This window comes from Salinimonas chungwhensis DSM 16280 (genome assembly GCF_000378185.1).
In the GTDB taxonomy this organism is placed as follows: Bacteria; Pseudomonadota; Gammaproteobacteria; order Enterobacterales; family Alteromonadaceae; genus Alteromonas; species Alteromonas chungwhensis.
Genome location: NZ_KB899386.1, coordinates 41,168 through 62,328, shown reverse-complemented (window position 1 = coordinate 62,328; position 21,161 = coordinate 41,168). Strand labels below are relative to the sequence as shown.

Annotated in this window: 18 protein-coding genes and 1 pseudogene; 5 read left to right on the top strand and 14 right to left on the bottom strand. The window is 47.4% G+C overall.

Annotated elements, in window-relative coordinates:
- Position 1 precedes the first annotated feature (1 nt).
- The 4 genes from F458_RS0114625 to F458_RS0114610 form a co-directional block, all read right to left on the bottom strand.
- Positions 2-496: a hypothetical protein gene (locus F458_RS0114625; RefSeq protein ID WP_018984179.1), complete on the bottom strand. Its 495-nt coding sequence runs from the start codon at positions 494-496 to the stop codon at positions 2-4.
- 173 nt (positions 497-669) lie between these two features.
- Positions 670-1,653, bottom strand: coding sequence for a DUF4097 family beta strand repeat-containing protein (locus F458_RS0114620; RefSeq protein WP_018984178.1), 984 nt, complete (start codon positions 1,651-1,653; stop codon positions 670-672).
- A gap of 18 nt (positions 1,654-1,671) precedes the next feature.
- On the bottom strand, positions 1,672-2,172 hold the full coding sequence (locus F458_RS0114615; RefSeq protein WP_026294697.1) for a hypothetical protein: 501 nt from the start codon (positions 2,170-2,172) through the stop codon (positions 1,672-1,674).
- Positions 2,153-2,734: an RNA polymerase sigma factor gene (locus tag F458_RS0114610; protein ID WP_018984176.1), complete on the bottom strand. Its 582-nt coding sequence runs from the start codon at positions 2,732-2,734 to the stop codon at positions 2,153-2,155. The genes F458_RS0114615 and F458_RS0114610 overlap by 20 nt, the downstream gene beginning before the upstream one ends.
- Before the next feature lie 143 nt (positions 2,735-2,877).
- Between F458_RS0114610 and F458_RS0114605 the strand changes: the two genes are divergently transcribed.
- Positions 2,878-3,501, top strand: coding sequence for an MOSC domain-containing protein (locus tag F458_RS0114605; protein ID WP_018984175.1), 624 nt, complete (start codon positions 2,878-2,880; stop codon positions 3,499-3,501).
- Between the two features lie 57 nt (positions 3,502-3,558).
- On the opposite strand, the gene rplI is transcribed toward F458_RS0114605, so the two are convergent.
- The 4 genes from rplI to F458_RS0114585 form a co-directional block, all read right to left on the bottom strand.
- The gene (gene rplI / locus F458_RS0114600; RefSeq protein ID WP_018984174.1) at positions 3,559-4,011 is read right to left on the bottom strand and encodes a 50S ribosomal protein L9; all 453 of its coding nucleotides are present in this window, start codon (positions 4,009-4,011) and stop codon (positions 3,559-3,561) included.
- A gap of 25 nt (positions 4,012-4,036) precedes the next feature.
- Positions 4,037-4,264 (bottom strand): 30S ribosomal protein S18, encoded by a 228-nt coding sequence (gene rpsR / locus F458_RS0114595; RefSeq protein ID WP_012519954.1) that lies wholly within the window; start codon positions 4,262-4,264, stop codon positions 4,037-4,039.
- An 11-nt stretch (positions 4,265-4,275) separates the two neighbouring features.
- Positions 4,276-4,677, bottom strand: a complete 402-nt coding sequence (gene rpsF / locus F458_RS0114590) for a 30S ribosomal protein S6 (protein WP_018984173.1) — start codon at positions 4,675-4,677, stop codon at positions 4,276-4,278.
- 133 nt (positions 4,678-4,810) lie between these two features.
- Positions 4,811-5,701 (bottom strand): DMT family transporter, encoded by an 891-nt coding sequence (locus tag F458_RS0114585; RefSeq protein WP_018984172.1) that lies wholly within the window; start codon positions 5,699-5,701, stop codon positions 4,811-4,813.
- A gap of 165 nt (positions 5,702-5,866) precedes the next feature.
- Between F458_RS0114585 and F458_RS21180 the strand changes: the two are divergent.
- The 3 genes and pseudogenes from F458_RS21180 to F458_RS0114575 form a co-directional block, all read left to right on the top strand.
- A pseudogene (locus F458_RS21180) lies at positions 5,867-6,101 on the top strand (substrate-binding domain-containing protein); the annotation flags it as partial.
- Positions 6,098-6,952: a sugar phosphate isomerase/epimerase family protein gene (locus F458_RS0114580; RefSeq protein ID WP_018984171.1), complete on the top strand. Its 855-nt coding sequence runs from the start codon at positions 6,098-6,100 to the stop codon at positions 6,950-6,952. The pseudogene F458_RS21180 and the gene F458_RS0114580, both read left to right, overlap by 4 nt.
- A gap of 98 nt (positions 6,953-7,050) precedes the next feature.
- Positions 7,051-7,374, top strand: a complete 324-nt coding sequence (locus F458_RS0114575; RefSeq protein WP_018984170.1) for a DUF3392 family protein — start codon at positions 7,051-7,053, stop codon at positions 7,372-7,374.
- Positions 7,375-7,425: 51 nt separating this feature from the next.
- Here F458_RS0114575 and acnA read toward each other — a convergent pair whose 3' ends face one another.
- The 4 genes from acnA to F458_RS0114555 form a co-directional block, all read right to left on the bottom strand.
- Positions 7,426-10,146 (bottom strand): aconitate hydratase AcnA, encoded by a 2,721-nt coding sequence (acnA, locus tag F458_RS0114570; protein ID WP_018984169.1) that lies wholly within the window; start codon positions 10,144-10,146, stop codon positions 7,426-7,428.
- Positions 10,147-10,870: 724 nt separating this feature from the next.
- A complete protein-coding gene (gene treF / locus F458_RS0114565) occupies positions 10,871-12,385 on the bottom strand; it encodes an alpha,alpha-trehalase TreF (protein WP_018984168.1) in 1,515 nt (504 codons plus the stop codon).
- Entirely contained in the window at positions 12,382-13,629 is a 1,248-nt protein-coding gene (locus tag F458_RS0114560; protein ID WP_018984167.1) for an MFS transporter, read from the bottom strand. Before F458_RS0114560 ends, treF begins: the two co-directional genes overlap by 4 nt.
- A gap of 77 nt (positions 13,630-13,706) precedes the next feature.
- Positions 13,707-14,726, bottom strand: coding sequence for a LacI family DNA-binding transcriptional regulator (locus F458_RS0114555; protein WP_018984166.1), 1,020 nt, complete (start codon positions 14,724-14,726; stop codon positions 13,707-13,709).
- Positions 14,727-14,997: 271 nt separating this feature from the next.
- Here F458_RS0114555 and F458_RS0114550 point away from each other — a divergent pair, with 271 nt between their 5' ends.
- Positions 14,998-17,253, top strand: coding sequence for a TonB-dependent receptor (locus tag F458_RS0114550; RefSeq protein WP_018984165.1), 2,256 nt, complete (start codon positions 14,998-15,000; stop codon positions 17,251-17,253).
- A 435-nt stretch (positions 17,254-17,688) separates the two neighbouring features.
- Here F458_RS0114550 and F458_RS19695 read toward each other — a convergent pair whose 3' ends face one another.
- Both F458_RS19695 and F458_RS0114540 read right to left on the bottom strand, forming a co-directional pair.
- The gene (locus tag F458_RS19695; protein ID WP_018984163.1) at positions 17,689-18,738 is read right to left on the bottom strand and encodes an IS4 family transposase; all 1,050 of its coding nucleotides are present in this window, start codon (positions 18,736-18,738) and stop codon (positions 17,689-17,691) included.
- 125 nt (positions 18,739-18,863) lie between these two features.
- A complete protein-coding gene (locus F458_RS0114540; protein ID WP_018984162.1) occupies positions 18,864-21,137 on the bottom strand; it encodes a TonB-dependent receptor in 2,274 nt (757 codons plus the stop codon).
- Positions 21,138-21,161 lie beyond the last annotated feature (24 nt).

Below are 21,161 nucleotides of genomic sequence, written 5' to 3'. Positions count from 1 at the left end.
GCTATATTACGGCTGACTGAGTCTGTGGCACAGTTTTTTCCATTTTAAAGAAAACTCCATCCCAAACGGTGTAAGTATGTCCTGATGCAGATAATAATATCGTTTGTCCTGGCATTGGTGATTGACCATCACAGGAAACCGATATTGATTGTATGCTGTCATCATAAATATTCAAAGCCTTAAGCTCAGTATCATAGTGCTGCTTAAATTCCGCAGCCGATGTCTTAGTTTCTTCATAGTGGGCTGATGCACAAGATGTGCGTCCCAGTGTCAGATTTTCTGTACCATAGTGAAATGATTGCCCAAGCCAGGCATCAGCCTCTTCAGTAGATAAGGAGCTTTGGCCGGGAACGATCGCTTCGGTAATCACCCACGTGCCGGCAACAGCATCAGGCTCGCGCACTGCGCAGCTAACAGCACCGAGGAGCAACATGGCCGCCATGAGCGCTGCTTTAAAACGTGTTCCAGATAAAAATTGGTGTAGCGTAGGCCACATGAGCATTCTCCATACTTCTGCCGTACCCCGAGAATCTTGAGGTAGGGTCTTTCTTATCGAAGTGTTTAAGATAATTAATGCAACTTAAAGGCCACCCTGAGATTCTCTGGCGATATTTTACGTATTACTACAACTAGTACAACGGCTTGGTGACGCCGCTTCGACACTGTTTATCATTTATTCAGAATAATAGTTCCGTGAACGGTAGAAATTTCGACACTGGCATTGCCCTGTCCGGTCGTAAACTCAAGCCACTTGTTAGGCCCATATTTAGCGTTTGTTGCCTGCTGGTCGGTAAGGTGGTTTTCAATACTTCCCCCGGCATGGGCCTGGATATCGAATCGCGCGGAAACATCCGGCTGGAAACGTAATTTCACCTTGCCGCCCACTGAAGAAACATCGACATTGCCGTCGCTGGCCAGCCTGATATCGCCCTGTACGCTACCGTTCACTGTAACCACATCAAGTCCATTGATTTGGCCGGTTTTAAATTCCATTTTGCCATTCACCGATTCAATTCGAAGTCTGGGGCTGTTGGTCACTATGTCAATATCTCCATTTACCGTTATCAAACGCGCGGTATTACCCTCGCTATGGTCACCTTTGATATCTCCGTTGACTGTCTCGGCAGTCAACTCGCCCCTGACAGCTTTCATCGTAATATCGCCATTTACTGTTTCCAGTGTTACCCGACCTGAAAGCTGGTTTGCCTCAATATCACCATTGACTAAGTCGACCACTGTCTCATTGGTAATGTCTGACAGGGTGACACTGGCAGAAACGGCTGAATAATCCAGCTTGCTACTAACGGGCACAAAGATTGTCAAAGCGTCCCCCTCTTCTATATCGTAGTTTCTCCAGTTGTTATGCCGCCTCGGCGTATCCACATCAAAAGAGACCCCGGTACTGGTTTTTGCAAATTCAAAATCAGTCGTCTGGTCTGATAACTCTCCTGTAATTCGAACTGCTTTTCTATCCCAGGTTTTTATAACTGCCCGACCCTGTATATGCTCTATTTCTACATTTGGTGTAGCTGACGTTTCAATGGTTTCGTCAATTTTTTGTTTTGCCCAAGCTGGTCCGGAGACCGCCACTAATGTACTTAGCAAAAGGGCGCCAGGCCAAGACTGAATTACTGAATGTGTAAAAAAATGCATAGTACGGTCCTTTATTGTTTAAATCTTCTGCCATTTGGGTGCGTGCACACGTTCAATCAGTAAAAACTGCTGTTGATAAACGCTTTGCAGCATCCGAAGTAATGCGGTGTTATCGGGGTCTTCTTTCAGAGCGGTTTTGATTGCTTCAGCTGCTTCTTCAAGCTCTGTTAACTGCTCTTCCCAGTTGTTCGTCAGTGCAGGTGTGTCTTTTAAACTTACCAGTAGAGTCGTCTTATTTTGTTCGTGTTGCTGACTGAGCGCCTGGACCAGCGCCTCGCCGTTCAGTGCTACATCATTTTGGGTATGCCACAGTGGCTGTAAAACCCAGCCCAGCCCGACAGCAACTATAAGCGCGGCGGCGCTTGCTAACCATCTTTGTGGTTTACTGAACGCAGAATGCGGCTTCTCGGCATGCAGCGCTAAATCAATACCCGGCCAAAGATCGTTTTCCGGCTGGCGCTCGGTTGGCAACGCGTCCAGTTTCTGTTTCAGATACTGTTCAAATGGCTTCATCGTCATACCCCATCCATACCTTCAAAAGCTGCTTTGCCCGGTGAAATTGCGCTTTACTGGTACCGGCAGCCATCTTCATCATCTGGCCAATTTCCTCGTGCCGATAACCTTCAATAGCGTGTAAAACAAACACGACTCTGGCGCGCTCTGGCAGCCTTAAAATCAAGGCTTCCAAATCTATCTCCGATGTGCAGCGCGGCGAAACATCTTGCATCGCCGCACTCTCCTCGAAATTGACCATTCGCCTAAACCAGCTTTTTTGTTTTCGCATATAACTTAGAGTGATGTTTGCCGTGACACTGTGTAACCACGTGCTGAATTTGCTTTGCCCCGAAAAGTTGTTCAATTTTTGCCACAGCTGTATGAAAACTTCCTGGGTGGCATCTTCTGCCATACCACGATCAGCGGTCAGCCGATAGCAAAGTGCAAAGACTTTACCTGTGTGCAGGCGATATAACTGCCGATAGGCTTGCTTATCTCCTCTCTGTGCAGCTTCTATAATTTGTCTCTCTGTATGAGGTGTTGGCGTTATCTGCGCGTCGTTGATAGCCGCCTTGCACATTTCCATGTCATCTCGCTCTGCCGGTTAACTCATTAAACAACGATTTAAAAGATTAGTTGCGATAGGTTGGCCGAAGGTTTAAATGTGAATATTTTTTTTCTGCTTAAATAACGCATAATGAGCAATATCAGACAAACAGGACAGCCAGGATGAATATTTACGCACTTTACGCAGCAAAGCCACAGCCTTTTGGTCCCAGAGGATCACCAAGTTCAATAATCAAGACGCCGGTGCCTCAACTAACGGTGCATACAAGCGGCAGTCTTGAAGATGAGCAAGGCAATAAAAAGCTGCACGGGGGATCAGAAAAAGTGCTCCACCAATACAGTTTTGAAGGCTACCAAGCGTTATCGCAAGCTTATCCTGACACAAACTTTGAGCCAGGCACCATTGGAGAAAACCTGCTGATAAAGGGAATGCACGATGAAAATGTTTGTATAGGCGACATTTATCGCATGGGCAAGATTACCGTGCAGGTGTCAGCGCCGCGGGCCCCCTGTAACAAGATATCTCATCGCTTTGGGATAAAGAATTTAGACAGATTTGTCGGTCAAAAAGGCATAACCGGCTGGTATTTTCGTGTTCTGGAACCTGGTCCGCTGGTACAGCATGATGATGTCACACTGCTTGAACGTGTTGAAGAGACTGTCACTATTAGTGGGTTGATGCGTTGTTTGTATACCGAGCAGGGAAAGCAGGAAGCTGCTCGCTATGCGCAACTATCGGTACTTGATGATGAGTGGCGAAATAAATGTATAAAACATGCGCGCTGACACAAACAAAAAAGCCGCAGAAAACTGCGGCTTTTATTTATAAGCGTGTGTCGGTGCTTACGCTTCAGCGATGATAACAACTTTAACTGTTGTTGCGACATCAGAGTGCAGTTGCACATCAATGTCATATTCGCCGGTATCACGTAATGTACCGGTAGGCAGACGAACTTCTGATTTGGTAACTTCCACGCCAGCTGCAGTAATTGCTTCGGCGATATCTCGTGTACCTACAGAACCGAAAAGTTTACCTTCATCACCAGCAGGTGCTGCGATGGTAACTTCTTCCAGCGCGTCCAGTTTTTCAGCGCGAGCCTGTGCGTTAGCCAAATCTTCTGCGATTTTCGCTTCCAGCTCAGCACGACGTGCTTCAAACTTTTCTACATTGTCTTTAGTTGCAGGAACTGCTTTACCCTGAGGGAAAAGGAAGTTACGTGCAAAACCAGACTTAACATTAACTTTGTCGCCCAGACCACCAAGGTTGGCGATTTTATCCAGTAGGATGACATCCATCTTAGCTACCCCTTATTTCGCCAAATTACTTGTGAGAATCAGTGTACGGAAGCAGTGCAAGAAAACGTGCACGCTTTATTGCTGAAGACAGCTGACGCTGATACTTCGCGCTTGTACCTGTGATACGGCTAGGGACGATCTTACCGCTTTCTGTGATGTAGTTCTTCAGCGTAGCGATATCTTTATAATCGATTTCAGTTACACCTTCTGCTGTAAAACGGCAGAACTTACGACGTCTGAAAAAACGAGCCATGGTTATACTCCTTACGCGTTATCTTCGGTGGTTTCTGTATTCTTATCTGTACGCTCTGTACGAGGTGCAGAATCTTCGCGACGCTCACGACGTGGCTCTTCTTTCATCATAGGAGAAGGCTCAGTCACAGCGTTCTTAGTGCGCATAACCAGATTTCGCAGGATAACATCGTTGAAGCGGAACGCATTTTCCAGTTCTTCAACAGCTTCAGCAGTTGCTTCTGCGTTGACCAGAACATAGTGGGCTTTGTGCAGCTTCTCGATTGGGTAAGCCAGTTGACGACGACCCCAGTCTTCCATACGGTGAATCTGACCACCGTCTTGCTTAAGGATTGTGGTATAACGCTCGATCATACCAGGTACTTGTTCACTCTGATCTGGGTGAACCATAAAAACGATTTCGTAATGACGCATTATTGCTCCTTACGGTTGTAGCCTCGTCAGTACAGCCAGCTGTTGGAGGCAAGGAACTAGTTGGTTTAGCTGTAAGGGCGCGCAGTATACAGATTCTGAACACCCTGCACAAGCACTAATCAGCCCTGATAGTTTAATGGGCAGCGAAATGACCGGCGGCTACCAGCACCGCGACGCCAGCCAAAGCGGCAAACGACCAGAACACAGTACCTCTATTGGCCCGCTCACCCAGCACCCAGGCCACTGCCAGTGACATTACGGCCGACGTCGCAATGAGCGTTTGCACCACACCAGCCTTAGCATTGGCAAATGCCACCATTTGTAAGTACAGCGCTGCCGCTGTGCCCAGAATGGTGGCCATGGCAAAGGTTTTCCACATTTGCAGTGGTTTGTCACTTTTGGGCAGCCATGATTTACGCAATACCACCATCAAGACCACAATAATAGCCAGGCCACCCACAAGGCGCACCAGGCTGGCATTAAACGCATCTATGGTGTAGCTGGTCAGTATGTCACGGCTGATCACCGCACCCACCGCCTGACAAAGTGCTGCTGCAGCCGCGAACAGGTAGCCCGATGGCGCAAACAAATGAAGCTCCGCACGACGCTTTACCTTGACCACCATATCTACACTTATCAACACCAGCGCAATTCCCAACCACTGTTGCCATGTCAGCCATTCAGCTATCCACGCCATTGCCAGTAAAGCGGTGAAGATGGGCGCCAGGGTTTCTGTGATGAGCACCGACTGGGTATCACCAATTCTATTAAGAGCCTGAAAGAAACAGGTATCGCCAATACCGATACCAACAATACCGCTAAATAGCAGCCATGCGTACGCGCTGACAGGTAACGTAACCGGCGGTAGAAATAGTTGAGTTACTGTTACCAACAGCACAATTGCAACAACGCCCTTCCAGAGGTTCAGCGACAGCGGCGAAAATGATGCGCCCAGTACCCTGAACATTCTTGCTGCAATCGCCCAGCACAATGCAACGGTTAGCGCTGCAATTTCACCTACCATACCTTAAGACTCTCCGGCAAAAAGCCGCTAGCCTACCAGATAGAACAACGACCAAGAAGCAAACTTTCCCGCGGATACAAAAAACCCGCGAAGGTTCATACCACAGTCGCCGGATGAGGTATTTACTGACAATTAGCTAACAGGCTTACCTTCTATTGCGCCATTATCACTGAGGCTGGTTTTGATGACATAGCTTTTTCGGCCTTTACGGACCCTCCGCTTACGACCATTGCACAACCCGCCGAAGAATTCGGCCGTACTGCGGTGTCACTATTGGTAGATGTTCTTAATGGCAAAATAAAAAAAAGCACCTCGCGTTATTATGCCCTATGAGCTTGTTATACGAAGTAGTACCGGCCCGGCCCCCTATGAGACCTCGATATTCAGGAGAAACTTATGAGTAACCAGATTTCCGCCCTCACGCGCCGACGCTTTTTAAAGCTAAGCTCTGCAGCTGCTGCCTTGACCGCAATGCCACTATCACTCAGCTTCGCCGCTGCGACAAAGGCTCAGGCAGGATTACAGCTCTACACATTACGTGAGTGGATGACGGTTAGCGTACCTGGCACATTAAAGTTGGTGGCCGGCGTGGGTTATAAAGAGGTCGAGTTTGCTGGTTATTTTGGCCATTCAGCAAAAACGATAAGCACACTGCTAAAAGAAGAAGGTATAAGTGCCCCTTCTGCGCATATGCCACTGACCGACTTTCAAAAAAGTGTTAATCAGGTTATCGATACTGCCAAACAGTTGGGGCATAAGTATGTTGTCATCCCCTATCTGACACCCGAGCAGCGCGGCCCATCTATTGATGTATATAAACAGCTCGCGGAAAATATGCAGCGTTGGGGAGAAGCCTGCAGGAAAGAAAATATTACTCTGGCCTACCACAATCACGACTTTGAATTTAACAAAACCGATGGTGAGATTCCTTTCGATGTGCTGCTCAATAATACTGATGCCAACAATGTCAGTTTTGAGCTGGACCTATACTGGGTTGTGAAGGCGCGGCATGACCCGCTAACTCTGTTTAAGCAACATCCCGGTCGTTTTAAACTCTTTCATGTAAAAGACATGGATAAGCAAGGCAACTTCGCTGACGTAGGAACCGGCATCATCGACTTTGCAGAAATTTTTGATCATGCTCAACAGGCTGGTGTAGAACATCAGTTTGTAGAACGCGACCAAACACAGGATAAACTTGCCACCATTACTCAGGGCTATCAGGCGTTAGAAAAGATCCTCCGTCGCTAACGCGGACTATCAGCCTCGTTTTTTGCTGACTAACCGCTCAGATGCCAGTACACTGAGCCAGTATTTTTACTGCCTGCACGAATTATGGAGTACGCGCTATGGTGGAATTACTGGCTACACTGACCCGGGCGCTATCGCCCTACTTTTCCGAAATGAGCCTGATGCTGGTTGCCACACTACTTGTGGTATTTGGCGATCTGATAAACGGCTACGTCAAGCATATACTCAGCCCTTGTCATTTTATCATCAGGGTGAGTCTGTTTGTGGTTCTGTGTGCTTTTGGTTATGGCGCCATGACATTATATGGTGCGCCATTGGTCCTGCACCTGATTAAGTTTTTCCCGGGCTATTTACAGGGTCTGGTATTCCTTAGCGCATTTATTGCCATTGGTATTTTTGCAGAGCGCAGGCGATATATTTAAGCAGATATAAAAAAAGCTCCCGAAGGAGCTTTTTTTTAGTTAAAGATCCGGCTATTTATCTTTTTTAAGATAATCCCGAATTACATAGTGCAAAATGCCGCCATGTTCGAAGTAGGTAAATTCATTGGCAGTGTCAATACGCACATCAGCCATAAACTCTGTTACTTCTCCAGAATCGCTCATCATTGTGACCTGAACTTCCTTGGTGTCCCGAGACACCTCAGAGATAGAGAACGTTTCATCACCACTGATGCCGATTGAGCTGGCGCTCTCACCCTCTTTAAACTGCAAAGGCAGGATGCCCATACCAATCAGATTAGACCGGTGAATTCGTTCATAACTCTCTGCTATAACCGCTTTCACACCCAGTAAGGCAGGACCTTTTGCCGCCCAGTCACGGCTTGAACCTGTTCCATACTCTTTGCCACCCACAACAATCGCAGGAACTTTCTCATCACGGTATTTCATTGCGGCATCAAAGATGGATGTTTCTTCACCACTTGGATAATGTGTTGTTGCACTTCCCGTGGTGCCAGGTGCAAGCTGATTTTTCAACCTTACATTGGCAAATGTACCGCGCATCATTACTTCGTGATTACCCCGGCGTGATCCATATGAGTTAAAGTCTTTAGGCTCTACACCATTTTCCTGCAGATACTTGCCTGCCGGACTATCAGCCGCAATTGCCCCTGCTGGCGAGATATGGTCAGTGGTGATAGAATCGCCCACTTTGACCAGACAACGCGCATCGCGAATTGCACTCAATGCTTCTGGCTCTTTCTCCATGTTTTCGAAGAAAGGAGGCTGTTTGATGTAGGTCGACTCAGGCCAGTCGTAGACAGAGGTAGACGATACATCCAGGTTATTCCAGATATCGTTACCCTTAAATACATCTGCATACTTTTGCTTGAACAGCTCGCCAGAGACAAATTCTTTGACCATTGACTGAATTTCTTCATTGTCCGGCCAAATGTCTTTCAGATATACCGGCTTGCCATCTTTGCTTTTCCCGATTGGCTCTTTGGTAATATCCACTTTCATATTGCCGGCCAACGCATATGCGACTACCAGCGGAGGTGACGCCAGGTAGTTAGCCGCCACATCAGGGTGAATACGGCCTTCAAAGTTACGGTTACCAGATAGCACCGAGGTAACGGTAAGTTTTGCATCGCTTACTGCTCGGTGGATTTCATCGGGCAACGGACCAGAGTTACCAATACAGGTCGTACAACCATAGCCAACCAGATTGAAGCCCAGTTTACGTAACGGGTCCATCAATCCGGCATCTTCCAGATATTGTGTCACTACCTGTGAACCAGGTGCTAAGGATGTTTTTACCCATGGTTTACTGACCAAGCCAAGCTCAACCGCTTTTTTGGCCACCAGACCAGCACCGATGAGTACTGAAGGATTGGAGGTATTGGTGCAGCTGGTAATCGCAGCAATAACGATCGCGCCATCTTGCAGATTAAATTTGCTGCCCTTAAAATCGACGTAAGATTCATGTCCCTCGTCCACTTCAGACATATCCCCGCCTTCAGCGACAAATTTAGCATCTTCTTCATCGACGACTTCTACGTCTATTTGCTGAGCATGCCACTCTGTAAATGCGCTGGCCGCTTTATCCAGTGGAATACGATCCTGTGGCCGTTTAGGGCCAGCCAGAGAAGGTACTACGTCTTCAAGATTAAGCTCTAATGTTTCATGATACTCAGCGTCTTTCATTGTATCATCGTGCCACAGCGACGCGCTCTTCGCGTACTGTTCAACCAGATCAATTTGCTGTTGATCACGGCCGGTAAGAGCCAGATATTCAAGGGCGACTTTGTCGATGGGGAAAATGCCACATGTAGCGCCATATTCCGGCGCCATATTGGAAATAGTGGCCCGATCGGCAGTAGTCAGATATTTTAGTCCCGGCCCATAAAATTCTACGAATTTGCCAACTACACCATGGTTACGCAATTGCTCCGTGATAGTCAGTACCATGTCCGTTGCGGTTATACCTGGCGGCAGTTTGCCGGAAAGACGGAAACCTACAACACGCGGTGCCAGCATCGTAACCGGCTGTCCTAACATAGCAGCTTCTGCTTCTATGCCACCGACACCCCAGCCAAGGATACCAAGACCGTTGATCATCGTGGTGTGCGAGTCTGTGCCTACCAGCGTATCAGGGTAAACCATAGTTTCCCCATCTTGCTCCTTAGTAAACGCACAACGCGCCAGATACTCGAGGTTTACCTGGTGCACAATTCCACGCCCGGGAGGCACCACTTTGAAATTATCGAAGGAGCTTTGTCCCCACTTGAGAAACTGATAACGTTCTTTGTTACGTTCAATTTCTACATCAGTATTTTTCTCGTAGGAGTCTTCCTCACCAAAATAGTCCACCATGACCGAGTGGTCGATAACCAATTCAACGGGGTTAAGCGGGTTAATCGCCTGCGCGTCGCCGCCCAGACTGTTTACAGCATCACGCATCGCGGCCAAATCAACAATGGCTGGCACGCCGGTAAAGTCCTGGAGAATAACCCGGGCAGGCACAAACGATATCTCCTGCTGCCCCTCATCCTGGGTGTCCCATTTCGCAATTTTTTCGATATCTTCGCTGCTTACAAAATCTTCCTGCTCGTGGCGGATTAAATTTTCCAGTAAAATTTTGATACAAAAAGGCAGGCGGGATAAATCATACTGCTCGCTGATTTTGTCAAAGCTTATCGACTTATACGTCTTATCATTGACGTTAACCTGTGCAAATGACTGATATTTCACGCGTTCACCATCCTATAGTTGCTGCCTGCTTGACAGGGCATTACCAGCCCGACACAGACAATTTACGGTTGATTGTACTGCCTTGATACGAAAAAAAGCCTGCAAAAAGTTCATCCTTAAAGGGAAACTTAAGAATTGAAAGGCTAGAGGGTGGTTGCGCTGTAGCAGCAAGAGGCCGACTTGTTCTCTTTGTTTTTCTGCAGCAAGGTTGAGTGACGCTATTCCGCAGATCCGGAAACCATGCTCTCAAAAAATCCTGTTAATAGATTCAGCGGGTAAGATTGGTGAAATTGTCGGCTTGTTTCAGGCTCGGGGACCAACTGCAGATGTATAATTATTAGGGTTTCAGTGAACTTTAGAATAAGCCGTCATCAACCGTATAAATTGCTTGGCGCTAAGATGATAAATTGTTCTGGCATCTGATGACTCACCAGTAGAAAACGAGCGCTCGTCTCGTCTATAGCTTTTTTTAACAGTAAACTAACATGCTCCAACACTCAGCCAGAAAAGCATCAGTCTGTTGTTAATACGATCTATCTATCAGGCCTTTTTAAAGTGCTGTTATCCACAGCTTCGCTGCTCTTCTCATTTTATAACTCTACCGTGTCGCTATTAAATTTTTATCAGTCACTTATTTTCAGGCAACAGCGATAAAAATCTGCGCAAAAAAGTGATTGCGCAAGGCATTTATAGGAGGATGTGGTAGTAATAGGGATACACCTGTCTAATTTAACTCGTGTAGCAGTTGCTGACATTTTACATAAACACCATTGGTCCATCCGAAGCCTAACTGAACTTCATATTCACCGCCACCAGCGGGCACGCCAGTATCCTCAACATTATATTTTTCCAAAATAGAATGGTGATGTGAAAAATATGCATCAACACAGTTTACCCATCGTTGCGCGATATCTCTTGCCTGGTTGGTATATTGATAGTTAAGTAGCCCTTTAATCGCAAACCATTGAAGCGGTGCCCAGCCATTCGGTGCATCCCACTGCTGCTGCGTTTTATTTAAGGTCGTTACCAGACCGCCAGGGGCGATAAAGCTTGATAAGGTAGAAGCCACGGCATTAGACTGAGCTTTTGAGGCCATACCAGTAAACATCGGTACAGTAGCCGCCAACGACGCGATGCGGGTTCGCGCATTATCGGCCAGACACCAGTCGTAATAAAAACCATCAGACTTACTCCACAGGTAGTGATTTATAGCTTGCTGACGCTTTTCCGCGGCCTGACGATACATCGCTGCTTTATTACCTGTATCAGTGGTATATTTAGCCAAAGTAAGTTCGACATGGTAAAGCAAGGCGTTTAAGTCAATAGGGACTATCTGTGTAGTGCGCACGGTAGTCAGCATCTGAGGATCTGCCAGCCAGCGCGAGCTAAAATCCCAACCGGATTCACACGCAGCTCGCAAATCACGAAAAAACTGTTTTTTATCGGTCACCTGTTGGGCCGCTTCAATGTCTTCTTTATAGGATTCCGGACGTGGCGTGGTATTTTCGTCGTAATACCTGTTGAGTATGCTCCCATCGGGCATTGCTACAACCCGGCGGTATGATTCCCCCTCACCGAGCGTTTTTGCTCCCACCATCCAAAATTCATATTCGCGCTCAATTCCTGCAAGACAGCGCTTCGCGAGTTCTTCACTTAGCGACTCCGGCTCAAGTAATTCAAACATTAACGCCAATATTGGGGGTTGACTTCGTCCCAGATAATAGGACCGGTTCCCATTGGGGATACTGCCTACTTGTTCCTGTATCGCAAGAAAGTTTTTCAGCATCGAAACGACGATGCCCCGGTGGCCGTCATGCATGAGCCCCAAAGCTGTGAAATAACTATCCCAATAATAAATTTCTCTGAACCTCCCGCCAGGAACGATGTATGGGTGAGGCAGTGGAATCAGACTTGAATTATCAGCAATGTCAGGTCGCTGGCCTAAAACCTTCCACATGTGTTCGATGTATTCTCCGGTGCGATTAAACTTTTGCCTGCTAGTAAGCGACACTGGCGGGGGCAGATTGAAATGCTCATGTACGAACTTGCGCAAGCAAAACGTTGGTTGCTCCCGCAGTTTAGGATAAGCCTCAAGTGCTGCTTGCCAACTTTCAACAGGTATCGCATCGGCGAACGTTTTGCTATCCGAAAATAAGCCCGCCATCTGCACATCATGAAATAATTCACTCTCAAAAAAGGCCAATGTATGTTGCCAGCCTGCCACCTGGTTATGATTCATGCTCTCACCTCCTGCGCCCTTACAGACGACCTGGAAAATCGCTTAAACAGGTACAGTGTGACTAATAGCCCTGTAATGGGTACAAGTGATAAAGCAAAGGCCTTCTGACCGCCCATTGAATCAAAAATTAAACCGGTAATTATGGACCCCGTGGTGCCCCCCAAAGCTGAAAATACGACGATAAGACCGGTCATCGGAGCTTGTTGAACCTTCGGTAAGGCACTTAACATTACTGAGTTAATAACCGGATAAATGGGCGCCATCATCAGTCCGATTAGAGGCACTAAATAAGCTGCTATTGGAGCGTCTGCAAGGTCTTGCACACTGCCCTCTGTAATTCGCTCGGCCAGAGGCAGACTTAGCGTCATGAGCAACGCCATACCCACCAGACATACGTTAATAAAAGGATACCAATTTACCTTTTGTAATATGGCACCTGCCGTGAGCCGACCAACTGCCAATGACACTGCGAATAAGCTGGTAATTTGAATACTGATATCTACCGGTAACCCAAGCACTTCACGATTAAATGTTGGCAGCCAACTGCCAATGCCTTGCTCTATTAGTACATACAGAAAAATTGAAAAAATAAAAATTAAGACAAGGGGTTGATATGCCAGTCTGATCATGGCCATAAAAGACTGTAACGGCGTTTCTCCATCGGTATTTTTCTGCGGAGGGCTAATAGGCGCCCAGGCGACTATTAGCATTACCACTGCAGACATAGCGGCTAGCAAATAATAAACATTCAGCCAGCTTGGATCTGCGCTGTTCTCGGGATCAATGAAAGCGCTGAAAATCCAGTAGCCGGACAGTACTCCCAGCATAAATATACCTTCTACCGTGTTCATCAGCGATGAATGCTGACGGGTATCGCTCGACAACTGGCCAATGATCGCGTAGACCGCTACTTTCACCAACGCAAACGCCGTACCTACCACGGCAAACAATAATTTAAATACCCAGAATTGAGAGATTGCGGGTGTCAAGATGCAGCCAAGCACTACCATCATTAGGCCTGCTAACAGCGCTATTTTGTATCCGACACGAGGAATGAAGGAGGCCACCAGGAACGAAACCGCCGCGATAGAAAGATCCTTGAATCCCTCCAAAGTACTGGCATCGGGTTTTGACACCCCGAAGCTGTTTATGGATTGAAGGATTACCGTCCCTACGCTGTTTAGCAAAATAGCAAAAATAAAATAACTCGCTGCGATGGCGGTAATGATTAACAACCGAGGCATGTGTAAACACCTTGTTAACTGTAGTGGTGGGAGTCTAGCTCGCAGCAAGTTAAAATGCAATCGTTTGCATTTATGTATTATAGACGTGATGATCGCCTGATCACCAGTGAGATATCTATGTAATCTGATGTCGCAGGCTTACCGTTAAGCTGGTCTATCAATTTTGCTACCATAAGCTGAGCGGCTTGGGCAGTATCCTGCCTGATAGTGGTGATTGAAGGGTGCATCAATTCAGCCAGGGGGATGTCATCATAGCCGACAATGCTGACGTCAGCGGGAATATTTATATAACGCTCTTTAAGTGCTTTTAACGCGCCTAGCGCCAGCATATCGCTGCTGCACACGATGCCGTCGAAATTCAGGCCATGTTGCCGGATCCAGGTATTGATACTATTATAAGCTGCGGTTGAAGTAATATCGATGCCGAGGGTTAAGGCTTCATCGCAAGGTAAATCGGCGACCTTGTGAGCTTCCACGTATCCCGTATGGCGTTCACGCATTTCTGCATGGTCAGGGTCGCCTAAAAACATTATCCTTTGACAGCCCTTCTCTATCAGATGCTGTGTAGCCAGAAACCCTCCCTGACGATTATTCCCCCCCACTATCGGGTAAAGTGTACCGCTTGAGGGATCCCCCCAGACCACTAGTGGCACGCTCGCTGCCGCAGCGCGGTCAATTTTCACACTCGTTTTACCCTGACCCACCACTATCAAACCATCGGCGCGCTGACTATTGATGAAATAATTTGTCCAATCGTCACGGGCCATGAATGAATTCGAAAGCAGAAGCTCATAGCCTCGAGCATTCAGAGCCTTGTTCAACTCACCCACAATCTTTAGCAAAAAGGGATCCGTTATACTCTGTTCTGTGTCATCCATGAGATTAAGTATAACCGCGATTACGTGCGTCTTTTGAGTGCGCAGGCGGCTCGCAGCGGCATTCACACTAAAATTATGTTCGCGGGCGAGAGCCTGAACCTTATCACGGGTTTCCTGCTTTATAAGCGGGCTGTCTTTTAATGCTCTTGAGGCGGTCGAAGCTGACACGCCCGCGATACGTGCCAGTCCGGTAAGCGTAAGTTTTGATTCTTTTTTCAAAGCGCTGCAGAGTCCAGAAGTGATGATAGTAATATCAATTTAAATTAATTGGTACCTACCGTAAGCGCATCTTGCATTCAAGTCCAGTAACGGCGGCGCGTCTTAAATAGAACCATCAACTTATCACTCTTTTTGCAAACGATTGCATTTATCCGTTGCAATCGTTTGCAAAAAGATCTAGTTTGTTACAAAACGCGGCGAATCTTGACAAGCTATTAACAAAGGTCGCCACCTAATTAACAAACTCATGCTAAATATTCAGGAGCACTCAATGGATAAGCGGTTCTCAACAGGTTTACTCGCTAGTGCGGTCTCCATAGCACTATCTAGTCCGGTTGCACTGGCGCAAGCGCAGGCAACTAAAGAAAACACCGAAGTCATCGTAGTTAGCGGCACTCCCGGAGGTGCGGGGATCCGTAAAATCGATGCTAGCTTCGCGGTTACCAATATAGATGCCAGCGACATTGAACGGCTTGCTCCCAAATCAACAGCCGACCTTTTCAAAGCTATTCCGGGCGTCTGGGTTGAAAGTTCCGGTGGTGAATCTGGTGCTAACGTTTTTGTTCGTGGTTTTCCCGGTGGGGGTGATGCCCCCTTTCTTACCATCGCGCTTGAGGGTTCACCAATATATCCAGCTCCAACATTATCTTTTTTAGAAAACTCACAGCTTTTCCGTATCGATGAAACCATTGAAATGGTTGAAGGCCTGCGCGGCGGACCTAACCCTGTGGTAAGCAACGGACAGCCAGGTTTAACAACTAACTTTAGATTGAAACGGGGCGGTGAGTCCTCGGAAGCTATGGCAAAATATACCGTCTCTGATTATGGCCTGAATCGTGTTGATGTCGTTGCAAGCGGATCACTTGCTGATGACTTTTATTATATGATGGGTGGCTATATCAAGAGCTCTGAAGGGATCAGAGACGCCGGCTTTAATTCAGAACAGGGGAATCAGTTCACGGTTAATCTAACGAAAGTATTTGATAAAGGAGAGCTGAATTTATATACCCGTCAAACGGACGATCGTGGTACATGGTATCTGCCCACGCCCCTTGATGTAGATGGTATAGATGCAAATTATACACAAATAGGTCCTCTGAATAGACAAGCTACTATTACATACGGCTCGGACAATACGACCGAGACTTTTGATTTTGGTGATGGGCGAGGATGGGATGGCCATGTGAGTGGCGGAAGTCTTAAAATAGATTTATCCAATGACTGGTTCCTCATCGACCGCTTTAACCTGACAAAAGGAAAAGCAAACACCTTTGGTCTTGTACCTAATGGTCCTGCGGTGACAGTTTCAGCGGTTGCAGACAATGGAGAATCAGCAGTTGGAACGGTGACGGGAACAACTTATTCAGGCGATACGCCTATTCAACAAATAGGTCGCTGGGTTGTTCTAAAAGATATTGAAGCATTTACCAACGACTTAGCGATTTCCAAAAGTTGGGAAGATATTGATGTCTCATTTGGTATTTATAGTGCCTCTACAAAGTCAGAGGACTGGTGGAGTATTGGTAATACGGCCTACCATGTGCTGGAACCAGGCGGCGAGTTGCTCGATGGTATTGAATGTAACAATAACGCTGAAGGCTGCGGTTTCAACTACGATATTAACTCAGTAGGGGATGCCAGTACCTTTGCATTCTATGCAACCAGTAAATGGTACGCAACCACAGATTTGAGCATTGATTTAGGCTTGCGTCGAGAAAATCACGAAGTCAATTATTCAGTAGATGAAGGCTTGGATGGCACAATTACCAAAGCGCTAGAGTATGATGAAACCAAAATGTCTTGGACGCTTGGTGCCAATTATGCGTTAGACGATACAAGTGGTGTGTTCCTTCGCACAAACCGTGGTTATAAAATGCCCTACTTCGATGATTTTCGTGACAACTGGGGAGCATATACCGGTGGAAACGATCTGATCCAGAAAGTCACGCAAGCCGAGCTTGGTTACAAATTCATGAACGACAGTGTTCAGTTTTTCGCTACCGCCTTTGTTAATGAAGTCGAAGGGGATACATTTGTTCGCCGCCCTGGTGCCCCCGCAGAAATTTTGACTAATGAAGCTTACGGTATAGAACTGGATGGTAGCTACTACCACCATTCTGGCTTTTCTGTGGATTTAAACGCCACCTTCCAGGAAACTGAAATTACTGCCAGCGCGACGAATGAGGGTAATGAAGCCCAACGTCAGCCTGGTTGGCAAGTTCGGGTGACGCCAAGCTACGGCTTCGACCTGAGCGATAATGTTTACGGTTCGATATACGCGACGTTGTCAGCTGTAGATGATCGCTTCGGAAATAATGAAAATACAGTGGTTCTTGAGGGATACGAGAAGGTCGATGTTGGTGTTATGGTAAATCCCACCGACAACCTCCAGGTACAATTGTCAGTAGATAATCTTACCGATGAATTAGGCATTACCGAGGGCGACCCCCGTAATCCCGAGGCGCCGAACGGCCGCTATATAATGCCGCGATCCGTGCGACTTAGTCTGTCTTATCAGTGGTTCTAAGCGATTATCTCCCAAGTAAAGAGAGTTAGTTGGCTCTCTTTTTTTTCGACTGCTTTCCTGCATTTCATCGAATATTACAAGACAATAACCTATCCACAAATCAGCTTCGCTAACAGCGCAATCTGCATGAAAAGCCCGCATAATACGTAGTGCCAATCAGTTAAGCTGACTGGCATTTTTCTTTTTACGATATTTCTGAGGCTTTCCCTTCACTACTCGAGGGTAGCTTCTTTTCGGTTTCTTGTTGGGTAATTCCAGCATTCGTAGCGTTTCTAACAGGTATTTGTAATGCTCTGGTAGCTTACTGGGACTCCGTATTGTGGTAGAGATGAAGAAGGTCACGACCTGTCTCATGCACAGACTAAAGCTTAATCTTGAAGGGGCAACGTCCGGAGTAGACTTCACTGCATCCAACATAGCCATGCGCACGAGATTTTATGCCAGCAATAGGCCCCACAACTCCTGCCTGACCATTTCAGGTTTCTTGCTGCGCAGTGTGAGCCTGGCTTGATGTAAGCCCTGCTTCATCTCCCTGAAGCCCACTTCAATCTCCCAGCGCTGGGTGTACACGTCAACCACCTCATCGTAAGGATAACGCAGCGTGTCTGTCGTAGAGCTTAATACCCGGTAGGCTTTCCCATCCAACTGGTAACGGGTCAGGCGGGCTTCTATCACTTCAGGGAGGTCATCGAACTTTTTTCTGGCTTGAGGCGTGCTTTTTAAAACAACCACGGCATCATTCTCGTCGAGCTGGTGTTTGATGGTGTATTGTAAATCTTTACGTGCAGGCAGCATCCAGTGTGTCTGCTCGCCTTTTTGCCGCCACTGATGCAGCAGGCCTAATGAATAGTATCCTTTATCAAACAAGGTAAGCGAGTTATCCGGCACTGATGATAACAGCCTCTGGGCAAGCGTCATTTCTCCCACGCTGCGGCTGTCGAACTCACTGGCAAGTAGCATGTGGCTGGAAGTTTCCATCAGGCTGCACATCCTAATCAGGGGGTAGGCAGCATCGCCGTGGTTATTACGCTCGCACCCAAACTCGGCCAGGTTCTCCTGTGTGTCCTGAGCTCGAAACATAACCCCATCCACAGCCAGTAAGTTCAGTCCACACCACTGCTCGAAGGCCTCTTGCTGAAAAGTGCGTTGCGCCAACATATGAAAGACACGACCTACCGCTTCATCTCCAAGTCGCTGACGCGCCTGCACCAATGCACTGGGTGCAACCAGCTTATTTTTACCGGGTAATGAAATATCCAGTTTGCTAGCAATGTTCCATACTGGCTCGTTGCGGAACAAGCTCATACCAATGACAGACCACATCACGGCTTCAAGGGGCAGTCGTCTGCGCCGCACCGTTGCAATACCTGAATATTCAAACGCCTGTTCCAATATCTCAGGGTCTAAAAACGACTTACACTTGTCGACAGAGTTAAGTTCGTCAGCAGCAGTAAAGGTGTCATCAAGAAGGCTGTGAAGAGGCATAAAAAAATCCGATATCAGGAACTGATATCGGATTTTTAACCCTTCAAAAGTCCGGTCAACCGATCATTAAATTCTTAACTGATCGGCATTACGCCTAATACAGGCTTTTTTCAACGTTTATTTATCTAGTATAAGTCAAAACTTTTTGTAAAGCGTAAGCCAAATTCGCTGCGGTCATTGCTGCGCACGATACCCACATAACCATTCTGTGCAAGTCGACCCTGGTCATAAATTTCGTTAAAGACATTTTTGCCATACAAGCTCAGCGACCAGTCACCCGCAGCTGGTTCATAGCTTACGTTGAAGCCTACCAACTCTCGGGCATCAATGGTTTCGTAAGGGTTGAAAACCGATTGCCCCTGCATCTCATCCCGAAATGAAAAATCAACGCTGGCAGATACTAACGCGCCATCATTGAGTTCGTGGAAATAGGTGGGCGCAATCATTAATGTCCACTTGGGTGATAATGCCGGCGCGTCGCCTTCCCCAATACCCACTACGCCTTCATCGAGACTGGTAATCTCCGCATCAAGGAACCCAACAGAAGAACGTACGACGAAATTATCCGTGACATCCACAGTAAGCTCCAGCTCGACACCCTGTGAGCGCGACTCTCCGGCATTTTCTACAATTGTGACAAATCCGCCACCGGCCTGGGGGTCAGAAAATGGCAGAGCCAAGTCGGTGTAATCAGTTAAAAAGAACGCCGACATAAAGGTGACACGATCGCCGATTGCGCCTTTAAACCCTACTTCGTAGTTGATAGCCGTGGTTTCATCGAATGAAACAAACTGTGCCGGGCCACCAAATGGACGCGGCGGAAAGCCCCCTGTCTGATACCCTTTTTGTACCGCCAGATACATATTCAGGTCGTCGGTCAGATTATAACCAGCGTTCACATCCCAGGTTACTTCACTGAAATCGACACTGCGAAACGCTCGCTCACCAAATGAAGGAAATAGTGCATCAGCATCCTTTTCATCACGAGAATAGCGCAGACCACCGCCAACATTGAGCTTATCAGTCAAACTGTAAGAGATATTTCCGTAGGCAGCATAAGCTGTGGTTTCCTGGTTTATATCGAAAAAGCCATAATCACCACAAAAACTACACACCTCGGTAACTGGGGTACCATCATTCAGACGGCCGTTTGGAACATTGAAGGGGCTAAAGGTCCAGGGACCTGACGCCGTAGTGCCTTCTTCGGTGAAATAGTACAAACCGGAGACAAAATCAAAATTGTCGAATGTACCATTTAGTTGCAATTCTAAAGATGTCTGATCTGCATCGCCAGTTTCAGGAAACTCCGATAGATTCAACGGCGAGGCGTCATCGTCCAGGCCCCCCTCATAATCTGACGCACGCTTACTGGCCAGAAACTTAACGTCAAGATTATCAGTTGCCGTCCATTCGGCGGTCAATGCCGCCCCCCAGCCCGAATAGGCCGTCGATTCGATACCAGCAACCGTTGTCCCTAAATCGTCAGGATCGTTTGGAATCAGTGAAGGCTCAAGCAGATAGAACTCGCCATCGTCAATGGAAAATTGTTCAGGCCCGCCCGGGATGAACTCAATGGTATACGGAGACTGACCAGCTTCGTTTTCTACAAAATCTGCAGACACCGTCACTGAAAAATCACTGCTGACTACATATTTTGCGGCGATTCGGCCGCTGTATTCGTTTTCTTCACCAATTTCACGCTCTGGATCTTCTAAATTTACCGCTGTACCGACACCATCACGTTGTTTGAACGAGGCAGTACCCGACACACTGAAATCATCATTGATATCTTTGTTCACATACAGGTCGGTAGCGAGTCGGCCGCGGGTACCCACCTTTGCCGCTACAGTCGCCAAATCCTGTGAGCCAGGTGCCTTGGTAATAATGTTCACCGCACCACCCAAAGTGTTTCGGCCATAGAGTGTTCCCTGCGGACCACGCAATACTTCAACCCGCTGAATATTGGGCAATGACATATTCGCGCCCATCTGCCGGCCCAGATAAACGCCATCGAGATATACGCCCACCCCAGGATCGGTGGTAATAATATGATCCTGCAGACCGATGCCACGAATAAATACCGCAGCATGTCCGCTGTTACCGGCACCATAGCGGCTGATATTAAGATTTGGCACATACTTGCCAACATCATCAAGGTTGGTGACATTAGTATCGTCAATTATCCCTTCGCCAATGGAAGATACGGCTGTAGGCGTTTCGTAAATGCTTTCTGTACGCTTACGGGCAGTGACCATGATTTTTTCGACATCGTCGCCAGTGGCCTGTTCTGCGGTTTGCGCAGTAGCCACACAGGGCACCATAGCGGCCGCGATAGCAAGGGTAACAGCAGATAAACGCGCAGGATGAAAGGTTCGCAGCGTAAGCGAATGAATTGACATGCTATTCTCCGTCTGGGTGAGTGC

What these genes read in the sequence shown, in the direction of transcription:
- F458_RS0114560 (WP_018984167.1), bottom strand. Translation starts at nt 13,629, where the DNA reads ATGCCTCGGTTGTTAATCATTACCGCCATCGCAGCGAGTTATTTTATT.
- F458_RS0114610 (WP_018984176.1), bottom strand. Translation starts at nt 2,734, where the DNA reads ATGGAAATGTGCAAGGCGGCTATCAACGACGCGCAGATAACGCCAACA.
- F458_RS0114585 (WP_018984172.1), bottom strand. Translation starts at nt 5,701, where the DNA reads ATGGTAGGTGAAATTGCAGCGCTAACCGTTGCATTGTGCTGGGCGATT.
- F458_RS0114575 (WP_018984170.1), top strand. Translation starts at nt 7,051, where the DNA reads ATGGTGGAATTACTGGCTACACTGACCCGGGCGCTATCGCCCTACTTT.
- F458_RS0114540 (WP_018984162.1), bottom strand. Translation starts at nt 21,137, where the DNA reads ATGTCAATTCATTCGCTTACGCTGCGAACCTTTCATCCTGCGCGTTTA.
- rplI (WP_018984174.1), bottom strand. Translation starts at nt 4,011, where the DNA reads ATGGATGTCATCCTACTGGATAAAATCGCCAACCTTGGTGGTCTGGGC.
- F458_RS0114620 (WP_018984178.1), bottom strand. Translation starts at nt 1,653, where the DNA reads ATGCATTTTTTTACACATTCAGTAATTCAGTCTTGGCCTGGCGCCCTT.
- F458_RS0114580 (WP_018984171.1), top strand. Translation starts at nt 6,098, where the DNA reads ATGAGTAACCAGATTTCCGCCCTCACGCGCCGACGCTTTTTAAAGCTA.
- F458_RS19695 (WP_018984163.1), bottom strand. Translation starts at nt 18,738, where the DNA reads ATGCCTCTTCACAGCCTTCTTGATGACACCTTTACTGCTGCTGACGAA.
- rpsR (WP_012519954.1), bottom strand. Translation starts at nt 4,264, where the DNA reads ATGGCTCGTTTTTTCAGACGTCGTAAGTTCTGCCGTTTTACAGCAGAA.
- F458_RS0114605 (WP_018984175.1), top strand. Translation starts at nt 2,878, where the DNA reads ATGAATATTTACGCACTTTACGCAGCAAAGCCACAGCCTTTTGGTCCC.
- F458_RS0114625 (WP_018984179.1), bottom strand. Translation starts at nt 496, where the DNA reads ATGTGGCCTACGCTACACCAATTTTTATCTGGAACACGTTTTAAAGCA.
- F458_RS0114615 (WP_026294697.1), bottom strand. Translation starts at nt 2,172, where the DNA reads ATGACGATGAAGCCATTTGAACAGTATCTGAAACAGAAACTGGACGCG.
- rpsF (WP_018984173.1), bottom strand. Translation starts at nt 4,677, where the DNA reads ATGCGTCATTACGAAATCGTTTTTATGGTTCACCCAGATCAGAGTGAA.
- F458_RS0114550 (WP_018984165.1), top strand. Translation starts at nt 14,998, where the DNA reads ATGGATAAGCGGTTCTCAACAGGTTTACTCGCTAGTGCGGTCTCCATA.
- treF (WP_018984168.1), bottom strand. Translation starts at nt 12,385, where the DNA reads ATGAATCATAACCAGGTGGCAGGCTGGCAACATACATTGGCCTTTTTT.